Annotated in this window: 17 protein-coding genes; 15 read left to right on the plus strand and 2 right to left on the minus strand. The window is 75.7% G+C overall.

All coding sequences use genetic code 11. The features are described from left to right. The first annotated feature begins 179 nt into the window (after positions 1 to 179). The 15 genes from D7I43_RS17420 to D7I43_RS33665 all read left to right on the plus strand — a co-directional run bounded on the left by D7I43_RS17420 (position 180) and on the right by D7I43_RS33665 (position 9183). Positions 180 to 836: a hypothetical protein gene (locus tag D7I43_RS17420; RefSeq protein WP_120329584.1), complete on the plus strand. Its 657-nt coding sequence runs from the start codon at positions 180 to 182 to the stop codon at positions 834 to 836. Then, positions 833 to 1243: a phage holin family protein gene (locus tag D7I43_RS17425; protein WP_120329585.1), complete on the plus strand. Its 411-nt coding sequence runs from the start codon at positions 833 to 835 to the stop codon at positions 1241 to 1243. Before D7I43_RS17420 ends, D7I43_RS17425 begins: the two co-directional genes overlap by 4 nt. 23 nt (positions 1244 to 1266) lie before the next feature. After that, on the plus strand, positions 1267 to 1974 hold the full coding sequence (locus D7I43_RS17430) for a DUF3618 domain-containing protein (RefSeq protein ID WP_120329586.1): 708 nt from the start codon (positions 1267 to 1269) through the stop codon (positions 1972 to 1974). Next, on the plus strand, positions 1967 to 2848 hold the full coding sequence (locus D7I43_RS17435) for a hypothetical protein (RefSeq protein WP_120329587.1): 882 nt from the start codon (positions 1967 to 1969) through the stop codon (positions 2846 to 2848). Before D7I43_RS17430 ends, D7I43_RS17435 begins: the two co-directional genes overlap by 8 nt. Positions 2849 to 2908: 60 nt before the next feature. After that, positions 2909 to 3460 carry a GNAT family N-acetyltransferase gene (locus D7I43_RS17440; RefSeq protein WP_396844868.1) on the plus strand — a complete coding sequence of 184 codons (552 nt, stop codon included), beginning with the start codon at positions 2909 to 2911 and terminating at the stop codon, positions 3458 to 3460. A 291-nt stretch (positions 3461 to 3751) separates the two neighbouring features. Beyond that, a complete protein-coding gene (locus D7I43_RS17445; RefSeq protein WP_120329589.1) occupies positions 3752 to 4168 on the plus strand; it encodes a hypothetical protein in 417 nt (138 codons plus the stop codon). Between the two features lies 1 nt (position 4169). Then, the gene (locus tag D7I43_RS17450) at positions 4170 to 5378 is read left to right on the plus strand and encodes an SRPBCC family protein (protein WP_120329590.1); all 1209 of its coding nucleotides are present in this window, start codon (positions 4170 to 4172) and stop codon (positions 5376 to 5378) included. Next, on the plus strand, positions 5375 to 5809 hold the full coding sequence (gene gvpJ, locus D7I43_RS34505; RefSeq protein ID WP_120329591.1) for a gas vesicle protein GvpJ: 435 nt from the start codon (positions 5375 to 5377) through the stop codon (positions 5807 to 5809). Before D7I43_RS17450 ends, gvpJ (D7I43_RS34505) begins: the two co-directional genes overlap by 4 nt. Then, positions 5802 to 6557, plus strand: coding sequence for a GvpL/GvpF family gas vesicle protein (locus D7I43_RS17460; protein ID WP_120329592.1), 756 nt, complete (start codon positions 5802 to 5804; stop codon positions 6555 to 6557). The genes gvpJ (D7I43_RS34505) and D7I43_RS17460 overlap by 8 nt, the downstream gene beginning before the upstream one ends. Before the next feature lie 3 nt (positions 6558 to 6560). Continuing rightward, positions 6561 to 6956: a gas vesicle protein GvpG gene (locus tag D7I43_RS17465; protein ID WP_120329593.1), complete on the plus strand. Its 396-nt coding sequence runs from the start codon at positions 6561 to 6563 to the stop codon at positions 6954 to 6956. Further along, positions 6913 to 7260, plus strand: coding sequence for a gas vesicle protein GvpO (locus D7I43_RS17470; RefSeq protein WP_120329594.1), 348 nt, complete (start codon positions 6913 to 6915; stop codon positions 7258 to 7260). Before D7I43_RS17465 ends, D7I43_RS17470 begins: the two co-directional genes overlap by 44 nt. Before the next feature lies 1 nt (position 7261). Continuing rightward, complete coding sequence (gene gvpJ, locus D7I43_RS34510; RefSeq protein WP_120329595.1) at positions 7262 to 7639, plus strand: gas vesicle protein GvpJ; 378 nt, start codon at positions 7262 to 7264, stop codon at positions 7637 to 7639. Continuing rightward, a complete protein-coding gene (locus tag D7I43_RS17480) occupies positions 7623 to 8447 on the plus strand; it encodes a GvpL/GvpF family gas vesicle protein (RefSeq protein ID WP_120329596.1) in 825 nt (274 codons plus the stop codon). The genes gvpJ (D7I43_RS34510) and D7I43_RS17480 overlap by 17 nt, the downstream gene beginning before the upstream one ends. Next, a complete protein-coding gene (locus D7I43_RS17485) occupies positions 8441 to 8725 on the plus strand; it encodes a gas vesicle protein (protein ID WP_120329597.1) in 285 nt (94 codons plus the stop codon). Before D7I43_RS17480 ends, D7I43_RS17485 begins: the two co-directional genes overlap by 7 nt. Further along, the gene (locus D7I43_RS33665; protein WP_240033015.1) at positions 8722 to 9183 is read left to right on the plus strand and encodes a gas vesicle protein K; all 462 of its coding nucleotides are present in this window, start codon (positions 8722 to 8724) and stop codon (positions 9181 to 9183) included. The genes D7I43_RS17485 and D7I43_RS33665 overlap by 4 nt, the downstream gene beginning before the upstream one ends. 79 nt (positions 9184 to 9262) lie before the next feature. On the opposite strand, the gene D7I43_RS17495 is transcribed toward D7I43_RS33665, so the two are convergent. Both D7I43_RS17495 and D7I43_RS17500 read right to left on the minus strand, forming a co-directional pair. Further along, on the minus strand, positions 9263 to 11635 hold the full coding sequence (locus tag D7I43_RS17495) for an AAA family ATPase (RefSeq protein ID WP_120329598.1): 2373 nt from the start codon (positions 11633 to 11635) through the stop codon (positions 9263 to 9265). A 43-nt stretch (positions 11636 to 11678) separates the two neighbouring features. After that, complete coding sequence (locus tag D7I43_RS17500) at positions 11679 to 12146, minus strand: hypothetical protein (RefSeq protein ID WP_120329745.1); 468 nt, start codon at positions 12144 to 12146, stop codon at positions 11679 to 11681. Between the last annotated feature and the right edge of the window lie 6 nt (positions 12147 to 12152).

Genomic DNA, 12152 nt, shown 5'->3' on the forward strand with positions numbered 1-12152 from the left:
CTCCCCGTCCGGTCGCGACCGCCCGTCGCCCGGCTCACCGATGCCGTGTGGACTGCACGGATCCGGGGCCCGGCCGGGGATCGGTCCGCACCGGCCCGAACGAATGTCGCGGGACCGGGCGGGTAGGCGGATGGCGTTCCGGGCCACACGTGGCCCGGGGCCGAGGAAGGGAGTGCACGATGACGGCGATCAACCAGAACAGACCGCCGGGAGGCACCACCGAGCAGGCCCGCCAGCAGGCGTCCCGGGTCGGTCAGCAGACGGCACATGCCGGTGGTCAGATCGGACACGCCGCTGCCGAGCAGGGCCGGGAGGTGGCCGCGCAGGCGCGGTACCAGGCCCAGCACCTGACCCACGAGGCCACCTCGCAGTTGCGCGAGCAGGCCCGTATGCAGCAGCACCGGGCCGCCGAAGGACTGCGCGGGCTGGGTCGGGAACTCGGCTCCGTGGCCGAACGCACCGACTCCGGCATGACCGGTGAGGTCGTCCGGCGCGTCGCCGACGCCGCGCAGCGGGCGGCCGGCTGGCTCGACGAGCGGGAGCCGGCCGACGTGCTGCACGAGGTGCGCGACTACGCCCGGCGGAACCCGGGTCGGTTCCTGGCCGGCGCGGCGGTGGCCGGACTGCTGTTCGGCCGGCTCACCCGGAGCCTGACCTCGTCTCCGGACGGGGAACGACCGGAGCGCCGGATGCCCCCGGGTGGCCAGCCGTACGAGCGTGAGGTCACGGCGCCGTACACCGCCGAGAGCGCCTACAGCGGCGCGGCCCGGGCGGAGAACGTGTCGCCCGACGGTCGGCGGCAGGAGCCCGGCGTCCCGGGTGGGGTGGCGCCATGAGTGCCCCGGAGAAGGAGCGGGTGCGCACCCAGTCGGTCGGTGACCTGCTGGGTGACGTGACCCGCGACATGTCCACGCTGGTCCGCCAGGAGATCCAACTGGCCAAGGCGGAGCTGCGGGAGGAAGCGAAGTCGGCCGCCAAGGCCGGCGGCATGTTCGGCGGCGCGGCGCTGGCAGGATTCCTGACGATCCTGTTCGTCTCGTACGCGGCGTGGTGGGGTCTGTCCAACGTGATGGACCAGGGCTGGGCAGCGCTGATCGTGGCGGCTGTCTGGGCGGTGGCCACCGCCATCCTGGCCGTCGCCGGACGGGCGAGGCTGCGCCAGGTCCGCGGCGTGTTGCCACGGACGCAGGAGACCGTACGGCAGGTCCCGGGCGCGATTCGCGACCCGATTCGCGACCGGTGACCGGAGCCGGAAGGGAGCAGACGATGTCGACCGATCCGGACCGGATCCGGCAGCAGATCGAGTACACGCGCGGGGAACTGAGCACCAACGTCGACGCGCTCAGCGACAAGGTCAACCCGCGGCGTATCGCGAGCGACCGGGTCGGGCAGGCCCGGGGCATGCTCACCCGGATGAAGGAGAAGGTGATGGGTACGTCGTCGCACATGAGCGACGCGGCGGGTCAGAAGATGTCCTCCGCCGCCGGCTCGGTGCAGCACATGGGCGAACAGGCCGGCCACCGGATGTCGTCCGCCGCCGGCTCGGTCCAGCACATGGGCGAGCACGCGGGTGAGCGGATGTCCCACGCCGCCGACTCCGCGCGGCAGCAGGCCCGCTCGATCGGGCACCAGTCCCGGGAGCAGGCGCAGGGCAACCCGATGACGGCCGGTCTGCTCGCCTTCGGCGCCGGTGTGCTGGTCTCGGCGCTGATGCCGCCGAGCCGCAGGGAGCGGCAGTGGGCCGGGCAGGCCCGGGAGATGGTCGGCCAGCACGCTGGCGACCTGCGGCACCAGGCCGGTCAGTTCGGCCAGCAGCTCACCGCCGGCATGCGCGGCCCCGCGCAGGAGGCGGCCCGGTCGGTGGGTTCCACCGCCGCCAGGGGCGCCGCCGCCGTCGCCGAGGAGGGCCGGTCCGCGGCCCAGCACGTGCGCGGTGAGACGCAGGAGGCCGTCGGCGAGGTCCGGCGTGGCTGAGCCGGTACGGGCGGTGGGGCGGGCCCCGCTCATGCGGGTCCGCTCCGCCTCCGCGCCGGCGCCGGGCCGGGACGTCAACGAGGATCTCGTGTTCCGGTTCGGCGCCCTCGTCGGCGTGCTCGACGGCGCCACCGTGCCGGAGGGGTTCGACACCGGATGCGTGCACGGCCCGGAGTGGTACGTCCGGCACCTCGCCGCCCGGATCGGGCTGGCCGAGGCGGTGCGCCCCACGGCCAGTCTCATGAGCAACCTCGCGGCGGCGATCCTCGCGGTACGCGCGGACCACGGCGGCGTGTGCGACCTGGACCATCCGGGAACGCCCTCCAGCACCGTCTGCCTGCTGCGCGAGGGCGGCGACCAGGTGGACTACCTCGTGCTCTGCGACAGCCCGCTGGTGCTGGACGCGGGCGGGCGCGTCAGCGTCGTGTCGGACGACCGGCTCGACGCCGCCATGGCGGAGCTGCGCCGCACGGTGGCGGCGGTGCCGGCCGGGACCGCGGACCGGACCACCCGGTTCCGGCAGGCGGTCGGCATCCAGCGGGAACGCATGAACCGTACGCACGGCTACTGGGTGGCCGCGTCCGACCCCGACGCGGCGTACCACGCGGTGACCGGGACCGTGCCGCTGCGCGGGCCGGGGGCGCTGCGCCGGGCCGTGCTGCTGAGCGACGGCGCCTCCGCGGCCGTCGAGCAGTTCGACCTCATGGACTGGTCGGGGCTGCTCGACCTGGTGAGCGCCGAGGGGCCGGACGCCCTCATCGGCCGCGTACGCGCCGCCGAGCGGGACCTGTCCGACCGGCTGCGCCGGCACAAGCGCGCGGACGACGCGTCGGTGGTCCTCTGCGAGTTCGGTCCGGGCGACAGCGGAGCGTAAGGCCGGACCCGGTCCACCCGACCGGTCGGTACCTGGCGACGGACCGCCAGTCACCGCCGAATGGGGTGGACTTCTCCCGGTAGGGGCGGCAGACTGCGCGACGTGACGGGTGAGGTCCGGATTGCGCCGGTGGACGAGCACAACCTTGAGCCGTTGCTCTCCGTAGCGGCCGCCGAGGCGGAGCCCGGTGAGGTGATGCCGCCGGTGGAGGCGCCGGCGGGCTGGTCGCACGCGCGTCGGGAGGCGTTCCGCGAGTTCCACCGGGCCAGCTTCGGTGGGCTCGCCGGCCCGACCCGGACGCAGATGTACGCGATCCTCGCCGGCGGCGAGGTGGTCGGGATGGTCCGGATGACCCGGCGTGACGATCCGGGGACGGTGGAGACCGGCATGTGGCTCGGCCGCTCCGCACGCGGCCAGGGCGTCGGTGGGGCGGCCCTGCGGGAGCTGCTGAACGAGGCGGCCGCGGCCGGCATGCGCACCGTGGTGGCCGAGACCACCTCCGACAACACCGGCGCGCTCCAGGTGCTCGAAAAATGCGGCGCCACATTGCGTCACGACGCCGGCAAGGTGTACGCGGAAATCTGTCTGGATTCGACTCCGCCGGCCCTCTGAACCGATTCGCGCGGTCGTCGACCGGCTGTCCTTTTCGCACTCCTGACCTGCCTCTACGTGTCTCATCGCCCCTTTTGGCGCGATGATCACCCGCTTTTCGGAATTCATTTCGCTCGCATTTCCCGGAATGGCACGGATGCGGTTTCGCGGTCATGCCGTGGGGTACTGCCCGCCGGGTCCGCCACAACGGGACGCCGGACGGAAGGTCCCGGCTCGCGTCACTCAGCGGGCCCCTTCTTCCGGCCCCGCCGGCGGCAGGCGTCCGGACCGCGGGGGAGCGAAGGAGAACAGATGAACAGCGGAACACGAATCGGACTCGCCGTGGGTCTCGGGTACCTGATCGGTCGCCGTCGCAAGCTGCGGACCGCGCTCGCCCTGGCCGCGGCCGTCGCGGCCGGCCGGGCGAGCATGCACCCCGGCGGGCTGCTGCAACGCGGGGGCGAACTGCTCCAGGCCTCCCCCCACCTGACCAACCTCGGCCGCCTCGGCGGCCCGCTCGCCGCCGCCGGCAAGGCGGCCGCCACCGCGGCCGCGGGCAACGGCATCGACGCGCTCAGCGGGAAGCTCCGCAACTCGGCGGACACGTTGCGCCGCCGCTCCGCCGAGGTGACCGGCCAGACGTCGAGGGACCGTGGCGCCGACGAGCCGTCGGGCGACTCGGGCCGGTCCGACACGGCCGAGCCCGCCGCCCAGGGGCGGGGGCGGTGACATGGTGGGACACGAGGCCGGCGGCCTGGCCGGCAAGGTCCGCGGCCAGCTCGCCGACGACGTGCGGAACCTGGCCGAAGCGCTCGGCGAGCGGGCCGCCTCCGTGGTGACCGAGAAGCTCACGAGCGCGACCCACCGGCTCAGCGAGTACGCCAAGCAGGGCGGTGGTCCCGGCCTCATCGCCGCGGCCACCGGCGCGCAGCGGATGGCCGAGGGCGACTCCCCGGTGAAGGCGATGATCCACGCCGGGATGGCCGGCGGTAAGGAGAAGGTGATGTCGGCGCTCGGCAGGCGCAAGGGCGGCGAGCGCGGCGGCGGGAAGCTCAAGGTGACCAACATCGTCGAGGCGATCGAGGTCGGCGTGCCGGTCCGGGTCGCGTACAACCAGTGGACCCAGTTCGGCGACTTCCCGAGCTTCATGAAGAAGGTCGAGAACGTCGACACCGAGTCCGACGAGAAGCTCACCTGGAAGGCGCAGGTCTTCTGGTCGCACCGGACGTGGGAGTCGACCGTCGTCCGGCAGATCCCGGACAAGCTCATCCACTGGCGGTCGAAGGGCGAGAAGGGCTCGGTCGACGGCACGGTCAGCTTCCACGAGCTGACCCCGGACCTGACCCGGATCCTGGTGGTGCTCGAGTACCACCCGCAGGGCCTCTTCGAACACACCGGCAACCTGTGGCGCGCGCAGGGCCGCCGCGTACGGCTGGAACTCAAGCACTTCGTCCGGCACGTGATGACCCACACCGTGCTCGACCCGGACTCGGTACAGGGCTGGCGGGGCGAGATCCGCGACTCCCAGGTGGTCCGGGACCACGACACGGCCGTACGCGAGGAGCAGGAGCGCGCCCGGCGGGAGGGTCCGCCGGCCGAGGAGCACCCGGAGGCCGGGGAGCAACCGCCGGAGCGCCCCGAAGAGGAGGTCGGCGAGGAGGAGCGCCCCCGCCGGCGCGCGGTGCGTGCGCGCCGCCGCCCGGTGCGGCGTCGCCCCGCCGACGAGGAGTACGAGGACGAGTACGACGAGGACTACGACGACGAGTACGAGGAGGAGCCGGAGGAACCGGAGGAACCGCGTCCGGTGCGCCGGCGGGCGCCCGCGTCGCGGGCCCGCCGGGCGGAACCCGAGCCCGAGGAGGAGCCACGGGCCCGCCGCGCTCCCCAGACCCCCCGTCGTCCCGTGGTCCGCCGTCGTCGGGAGGTGTCAGACGAGTGACTGTCGCAACCACAGGTGGTCAGGCCGGCGGCGCGCTGGAACGCAGCGGGTCGTCGTCCAGCCTGGCGGACGTCGTGGAGACCGTGCTCGACAAGGGCGTCGTCATCGACGCGCAGGTCTCCGTCGCCGTGGTCGGCATCCAGTTGTTGGAGATCAACGCCCGCGTGGTGGTGGCGAGCGTCGAGACGTACCTGCGGTTCGCGCAGGCGGTCGACCGGCTCGACATCACGCCGCGTAACCAGAAGGGGCTGCCCGACCTGGTGGAGGGAGCGTCCGGGGCCGTGGGCGCCGGCAAGGCCGCGTCCGGCCTCGGCAAGACGGTCGGCGCGATCGGCGGCGCCGTCCGCGACGCGGTCGAGGAACTCGGCTCGGACCGGGACCGCGAGCGGCCCCGGCGCCGGCGCCGGGACGAGGAGCGGTCCGATGGCTGAGGAGCGGGGCTTGTTCATCTACGGGATCGTGCCGTCGGACGTGGAGCCGACCCCGGACGCGTCCGGGGTCGGTGACCCGCCCGGCGAGGTGACGGTGGTCCGGCAGGGCCGGGTGGCCGCCCTCGTGAGCGAGGTGTCGCTGGAGGCGGCGCTCGGCCGGCCGGCGGACCTCACCGCGTACGAGGAACTGCTCGACGGCACGGCGGCCGTCGCCCCGGTGCTGCCGGTCCGGTTCGGCACGGTGGTCACCGGCCCCGACGCGGTGGCCGACCTGCTCGACGCGCACGGCGACCGGTTCGCGGAGGCCCTGGACGAGCTGGAGGGCCGATTCGAGTACATCGTGCACGGTCGCTACGAGGAGTCGGCGCTCGTCCAGGGTGTGCTGGAGGACAACCCGGCCGCCGCCGACCTGGCCGACCAGGTGCGCGGGCGGCCGGAGGAGGAGACCCGGGAGCAGCGGATCCGGCTCGGCGAGATCATCAGCCAGGCCGTGGAGCTGCGCCGGGAGGCCGAGAACCGCGAACTGCTCGACCTCCTCGGCCCGCTCGCGGTGTCCGGCCTCGCGCGACCGCCGAGCAACGAGCTGGACGCCGTGCACGCGGCCTTCCTCGTCGACGAGGACAGCGAGGACGAGTTCGTGGACGCCGTCGAGGAGTTCGCCGAGCAGCGGCGGGGCCTGGTGCGGATGCGGCTGCGCGGGCCCCTCGCCCCGTACGACTTCGTGAGCGCCCACCAGTTGGCGGGGTGAGGCGTGGACATCCTCTGGGCGCTGCTGACCCTGCCGTACGCGCCCGTGCGCGGGCTCACCGCCGTGGTGAAGGTCATCGCCCGGGAGGCCGAGTCGCAGCGCACCAACCCGATCAACATCCGGCGGGAACTGGAGGAGCTGGACGCGGCGGCCGCGGCCGGCGAGCTGTCGCCGGAGGAACGTGACCGGCGGCAGCAGCAGGTCCTGGAGAGGCTCACGGGTGGCGTACGCCCGGCGGCCGCGCGGGACCGGGAGGACCGGCCGCCTGCCCGGGGCGGCGGCCGGCCCGCCCGGGCCCCCGTACGGCGGGCGCGGCGGGCGGACACGGAGCGACGACGCGGGGGAGGTGTGCGTGATGGATCGGATCCGCGGCGACGGCGACCGGGCCCGGCGGCGTGAACCGGAGCCGGAGGACGAGTGGGAGGGCGACGAGGAGTACGTCGAGCCCCTGTCGGCCGCCGAGGCGGCGCGCGAGGGGTTGCGCCAGATCGTCGAGCTGACCGGACGCGAGCCGGTGGGCACCACGTCGCTGAAGGCGGTGCGCGACGGCTGGCTGGTCGGCGTGGAGGTGGTCGAGGACCGCCGCATCCCGGCCTCGACGGACCTGCTCGGACTGTACGAGGTGCAGCTGGACATCGACGGCGCCCTGCTTGGCTACCGGCGGGTGCGGCGCTACCAGCGGGGGAAGGGCGAGGTGGGCTGAGATGACCAGTACGCCGTCCGTGGTGCAGAACTCCGGCCAGGTCCTGCCGGCCGGGCACGAGCCGGCCAACCTCGGCGACATCCTGGAGCGGGTGCTCGACCGGGGCATCGTGATCGCCGGTGACATCCGCGTCAGCCTGCTCGACATCGAGCTGCTGACGTTGAAGCTCCGGCTGGTCATCGCGTCGGTCGACACCGCACGCCAGATCGGCATCGACTGGTGGGAGCACGATCCCTGGCTCAGTTCCCGTGCCCGCCCACCCGTGGAGCCCGGCCCGCGGGACCCGGAGGAGGTGGAGGCCGAACGCCGGCCGCGGGTCGCCGCCCGGGCCCGGCGGCGGGACGTCGGACGGGAGGAGTGGGATGAGATCGACGGTTGAGGCCCGGACGGGCACCGGCGACACCGGGCGCTGGCTGCACGGCGTGCTCCGGGAGGCGGACCTCGGGCTGCTGAGCGGCCTGCCGGGGATGACCGGCGAGCCGGTCCGCCCGGTCCGCGCGGCCGGCCTGGTGGCCGTCGTGAGCGCGGTGCCGCTGACGGAGTACGGCGAGGAGGCGCTGCACCGCAACCTGGAGGACCTGGCCTGGCTGGAGCGGGTGGCCCGGGCGCACCACCGGGTGGTGGACGCGCTGGCGGGGGCGGGCGCCGTCGTGCCCGCCCGCCTGGCGACCGTGCACCACGACGACGGCCGGGTCGCCGCCTCGCTCACCGAGCGCCGCGCCGAACTGGCCGCCCTGCTCGACCGGCTCACCGGGCGTGGGGAGTGGGGCGTCAAGGGGTACGTCGTGCCGGGCGCGGTGCCGCAGGCCGAGGAGACCGCCGGCCCCGGCGGCGCCGGAGCCGCGTACCTGCGGCGGCGCCGGGCACAGCTCACCGCACGGGAGGACGTGCAGCGGAACGCCGCTGCCGCCGCGGCGGCCGTGCACGAGGCGCTGTCTCGGCACGCGGTCGCCGCCCGGCGGCACGCGCCGCAGGACCGTCGGCTCTCCGGGGCGCCCACCGCCATGGCGCTCAACGGCGCGTACCTCGTGGACGCCACCGCGGCGGCCGGCTTCGCGGGGCTCGTGGAGACGCTCGGCGCCCGCCATCCGGAGCTGCGGCTGGAGCTGACCGGCCCGTGGCCGCCGTACTCCTTCGTGGCCGAACGGCCCGCGGAGCCCGCGCGGGTGCGGGAGCCGGCATGGTGACCACCTCGCTCGCGCCGAACAGCGCCGACGACCCGCTGGCCTACCGGCCGGTCGCCCTCGTGGACCTGCTCGACCGGGTCCTGGCCACGGGCGTGGTGGTCAGCGGCGACATCACGCTGTCCATCGCCGACGTGGACCTGGTCCGCATCTCCCTGCGTGCGCTGATCGCCTCGGTCGGCGCCCTCGCCCCGCCCGAGCCGCCGGCGGCGGGCGGTGCGGCGGCGGTGCCGGGCCCGGACGCGCCGTCGGCGGGCGCCCTCCCTGGAGGCGACTGGTGACGGAACGGGACGGCGCGCCGGGCGCGGGCCGGGACGAGGCGGCGGGGGTCGCGCGGGGGCGTGGGCCGGCGGGTGAGGCGGCCGGCGCGGCGCGGGATCCGGGGCTGGCGGGCCGGGACGAGGCGGTGGAGCTGGCCGCGGCGCTGGACGCGCCGCAGTGGCGTCCGCCGCGGGTGACGCCGCTGGACCGGCGGCTGTCGGTGGACCGGGACTCCGTCGAGCGCGGGCTGGCCAGCCTCGTCCTCACCGTGATCGAACTGCTCCGGCAGCTGATGGAGCGGCAGGCGCTGCGCCGCGTCGAGCTGGGCGACCTCACCGACGAGCAGATCGAGCGGATCGGGACGACCCTCATGGCGCTGGAGGAGCAGATGGCCGGGCTGCGCGAGTACTTCGGCCTGGCCCCCGAGGACCTGAACCTCGACCTGGGCCCGCTGGGCCCCCTGCTGCCCACCGACTGACCACCCGGCCCCCGTTCGTCCCGGTGATCATGAGGTTGGCGGGCGCGACACGCCGAGGTGGTCCCCGCCAACCTCATGATCAACGCGGAGGGGTGCGGGTGGCGGCGTAGGCGGCCAGGTGCGCCAGCTGGGCCGGGTCCAGGGAGGGGCGCACCCGCCGCCGGGCGGCCGCGACGTGCGCGACGGTCACCGTGGACGCGGCCAACGACTCGCGCATGGCCGCGAGTGCCGCCTCGCGGACCAACGCCGCGCAGTCCGCCGCCGAGAACCCGTCCAGGTCGGCGGCCAGCTCGTCAAGGTCCACGTCCGGCGCGAGCGGGACGGTGCGGGCGGCCGCGCGCAGGATCTCCGCCCGGGCGGGCCCGTCCGGCGGCGGCACGTAGACGAGCCGCTCCAGCCGGCCGGGGCGCAGCAGCGCCGGGTCCACGAGGTCGGGCCGGTTCGTGGCGCCGACGACCACCACGTTCCGCAGCGCCTCCACCCCGTCCAGCTCGGTCAGCAGTGCGGCGACCACGCGGTCGGTCGTGCCGCCGTCGCTGGCCTGGCCGCGTACGGGGGCCAGCGCGTCCACCTCGTCGAGGAAGATCAGGGTGGGAGCCGCCTCGCGCGCGCGGCGGAACAGCTCGCGTACCGCCCGCTCGCTCTCACCGACCCACTTCGAGAGCAGTTCGGCGCCCTTCACCGAGAGCACGTTGGCGCGCCCCGAGCCGGCCAGCGCGGTCACGAGGTACGTCTTCCCGCACCCCGGCGGGCCGTAGAGCAGCACGCCGCGGGGCGGCTGCACGCCGAGCCGGGCGAACGTGTCCGGGTACGTGAGCGGCCAGAGCACGGACTCGGTGAGCGTCTGCTTCACCTCGACCAGGTCACCCACGTCGTCGAGGGTCACCGTGGCCAGTTCCAGGGTGGACGCGGCCATCGTGGTCGGCCGGACCACCTCCAGCGCGGCCGTGAAGTCCGCCATGGCCACCGTCGGCGTCCGCGCCGACTTCTGCCGCAGCGCGGCCCGTACGCCGGCCTCGCGTACCAGCGCGGCCAGGTCGGCGGCCACGAACCCGGGCGTCCGGCCGGCGATCTCGTCCAGCCGGACGTCGTCGGCGAGCGGCACCTGGCGGGTGAGCACGGTGAGCTGCTCCCGGCGCAGCGCGGGATCGGGCAGCGGGATGGTGATGCGCAGGGAGAGCAGGTCCGGGGCGCGCAGCGCCGGGTCGACGGCCTCCGGCCGGCCGGTCGTGCAGACCACGGCCGCCCCGGCCCGTACGGTCTCGGCGAGCACCTGGCGGAACACGGTGGCCACCGGACCCGGCTCGTCGGCCGGGGCGAGGGCCTCGACGTCGGTGACGAGCAGCACGGCCGGGCCGCCCGCGCCGACCGCGGCGGCCGCGGCGCGGAGCCGTTCCGCGGCGGCCTGGTTGGTCAGGGCGGCCACCTCCGGCGCCCACAGCGCGCAGACGCGGGCGCCCACCTGCGCGGCCACCGCGCGGACCAGGGCGGACTTGCCGGAGCCGGCCGGTCCGCTGACCAGCACGCCGAGCGAGACGCTCGTGCCCAGCCGGTCCAGCACCTCCCGGTGGTGGAACCCGAGGTCCAGCAGCTCGGTCAGCTCCTCCGCCTGGGTGCGCAGCCCGGGCAGCTCGTCGACGGCCGGGCCGTCCGTCGGCACCGCCGCCTCGACCTCGCCGCCCGGACCAGCGCTCCCGTCGGCCCGGGCGTCCCGCCTCCCGGTCGCACCGGCCCAGGGCCCTGCCGTGCCCGGCCCGTCCGCCCCGGCCCCGGCGGCGCCCGGCGTCCCCGCCCCGGTCGTGCCCCACCCGGCGGTGGCGGCCGTTGCCGTGGCGTTCGCGGCGGCCGGCGGGCGGGCCTCGGCGGAGCCGTGGGTGACCGCCCCGTGCTCCCATCCCACCCGGGTGTCCATGGTGACCAGCACGCCGCCGGCCGGCTGCGCGTCGACCACGGTGAGCAAGGTGCTCGTCCAGGCGTACCCGACCGTGTTGGCCAGGCTGCGCCGGGCCGCCGCCACGAGGCTGCGGATCGACGCGTCCGGCGCCACGTCCTGGGGCAGCAGCGACACGTCGTCGCCGGCGGTGACCACCTTCCCGAGCAGGGCCAGCCGCAGCATCTCGGGGCTCACGGCGGCCACGATCTCCACGGGCCCGGCGAGGGTGACCCGACCGGCGGGGGTCACCGGCAGCGGCGCCACCGTCACCTGCCCGCCGTCGCGGACGCCGAGGTTGCCCAGCACCAGGTCGTCGGCGTAGAGCAGGGCGGTGCTCGCGCCCGGTGCGGCCGCCGCCGCGATCCCGGCGGTCACCCGCCGGCCGGTGAGCCGGACCGGGTCGCCCGGGCGCAGGCCCAGTGCGGTCAGCACCTCCGGGTGCAGCCGGACGACGCCGCGACGGGCGTCCAGCGCCGCCGGGCGCAGGCTCGCGGTCAGGGTCAGGTCAGGTTGCGCCACCGCCCGACCCTAGCCGCCGGCGGCACGCTCCCGCCGGGTCCCGCTACCGTTCGCGGTCCGTGAGCAGCGTCGGGTCGCGGCGGATCAGCTCCGCCAGGCGGGCCGCGGGGCCCCGGACCGGCGCGTCGCCTCCGGCCGGCCACGCGGACGCCGGCGGCTGCGACGCCGGCCAGGGCGGCGGTGGGCCGGGTTCCTCGGCCACCGTCACCTCACCGCCGGTCCAGGCGACCCGCATCGGGTACGCCTGACCGTCCCATTCCACCCGTACCGTGACCGCCAGGCCGGGATGCCCCGCCACGACCCGCCGCACCGCGTCGGCGATCTCCTGGAGCGGGTCGCCTCCCGGGCGTACGCCCGCGGTGGCCTCCTCCCGGCGGTGCGCGCCCGGCTCCCGGCCGGCGGGCTCCGCCGGCCGCACCGGCGTGACCGGCTCGGGCGGCTCCGCCCGGCGGCGCAGCGCCTCCTCGCGCCGGGCCATCCGGGCCAGTGTCTCGTCCAACCCACCTCTCACCACGAC

This window comes from Micromonospora globbae (assembly GCF_003610785.1).
Classification (GTDB): domain Bacteria; phylum Actinomycetota; class Actinomycetes; order Mycobacteriales; family Micromonosporaceae; genus Micromonospora; species Micromonospora globbae.

Coding starts and splice junctions, on each gene's coding strand:
- gvpJ (WP_120329595.1), top strand. CDS start 7,262: ATGACCAGTACGCCGTCCGTGGTGCAGAACTCCGGCCAGGTCCTGCCG.
- D7I43_RS17470 (WP_120329594.1), top strand. CDS start 6,913: ATGGATCGGATCCGCGGCGACGGCGACCGGGCCCGGCGGCGTGAACCG.
- D7I43_RS17480 (WP_120329596.1), top strand. CDS start 7,623: ATGAGATCGACGGTTGAGGCCCGGACGGGCACCGGCGACACCGGGCGC.
- D7I43_RS17420 (WP_120329584.1), top strand. CDS start 180: ATGACGGCGATCAACCAGAACAGACCGCCGGGAGGCACCACCGAGCAG.
- D7I43_RS17485 (WP_120329597.1), top strand. CDS start 8,441: ATGGTGACCACCTCGCTCGCGCCGAACAGCGCCGACGACCCGCTGGCC.
- D7I43_RS17425 (WP_120329585.1), top strand. CDS start 833: ATGAGTGCCCCGGAGAAGGAGCGGGTGCGCACCCAGTCGGTCGGTGAC.
- D7I43_RS17430 (WP_120329586.1), top strand. CDS start 1,267: ATGTCGACCGATCCGGACCGGATCCGGCAGCAGATCGAGTACACGCGC.
- D7I43_RS17440 (WP_396844868.1), top strand. CDS start 2,909: ATGGGGTGGACTTCTCCCGGTAGGGGCGGCAGACTGCGCGACGTGACG.
- D7I43_RS17450 (WP_120329590.1), top strand. CDS start 4,170: ATGGTGGGACACGAGGCCGGCGGCCTGGCCGGCAAGGTCCGCGGCCAG.
- D7I43_RS17445 (WP_120329589.1), top strand. CDS start 3,752: ATGAACAGCGGAACACGAATCGGACTCGCCGTGGGTCTCGGGTACCTG.
- D7I43_RS17460 (WP_120329592.1), top strand. CDS start 5,802: ATGGCTGAGGAGCGGGGCTTGTTCATCTACGGGATCGTGCCGTCGGAC.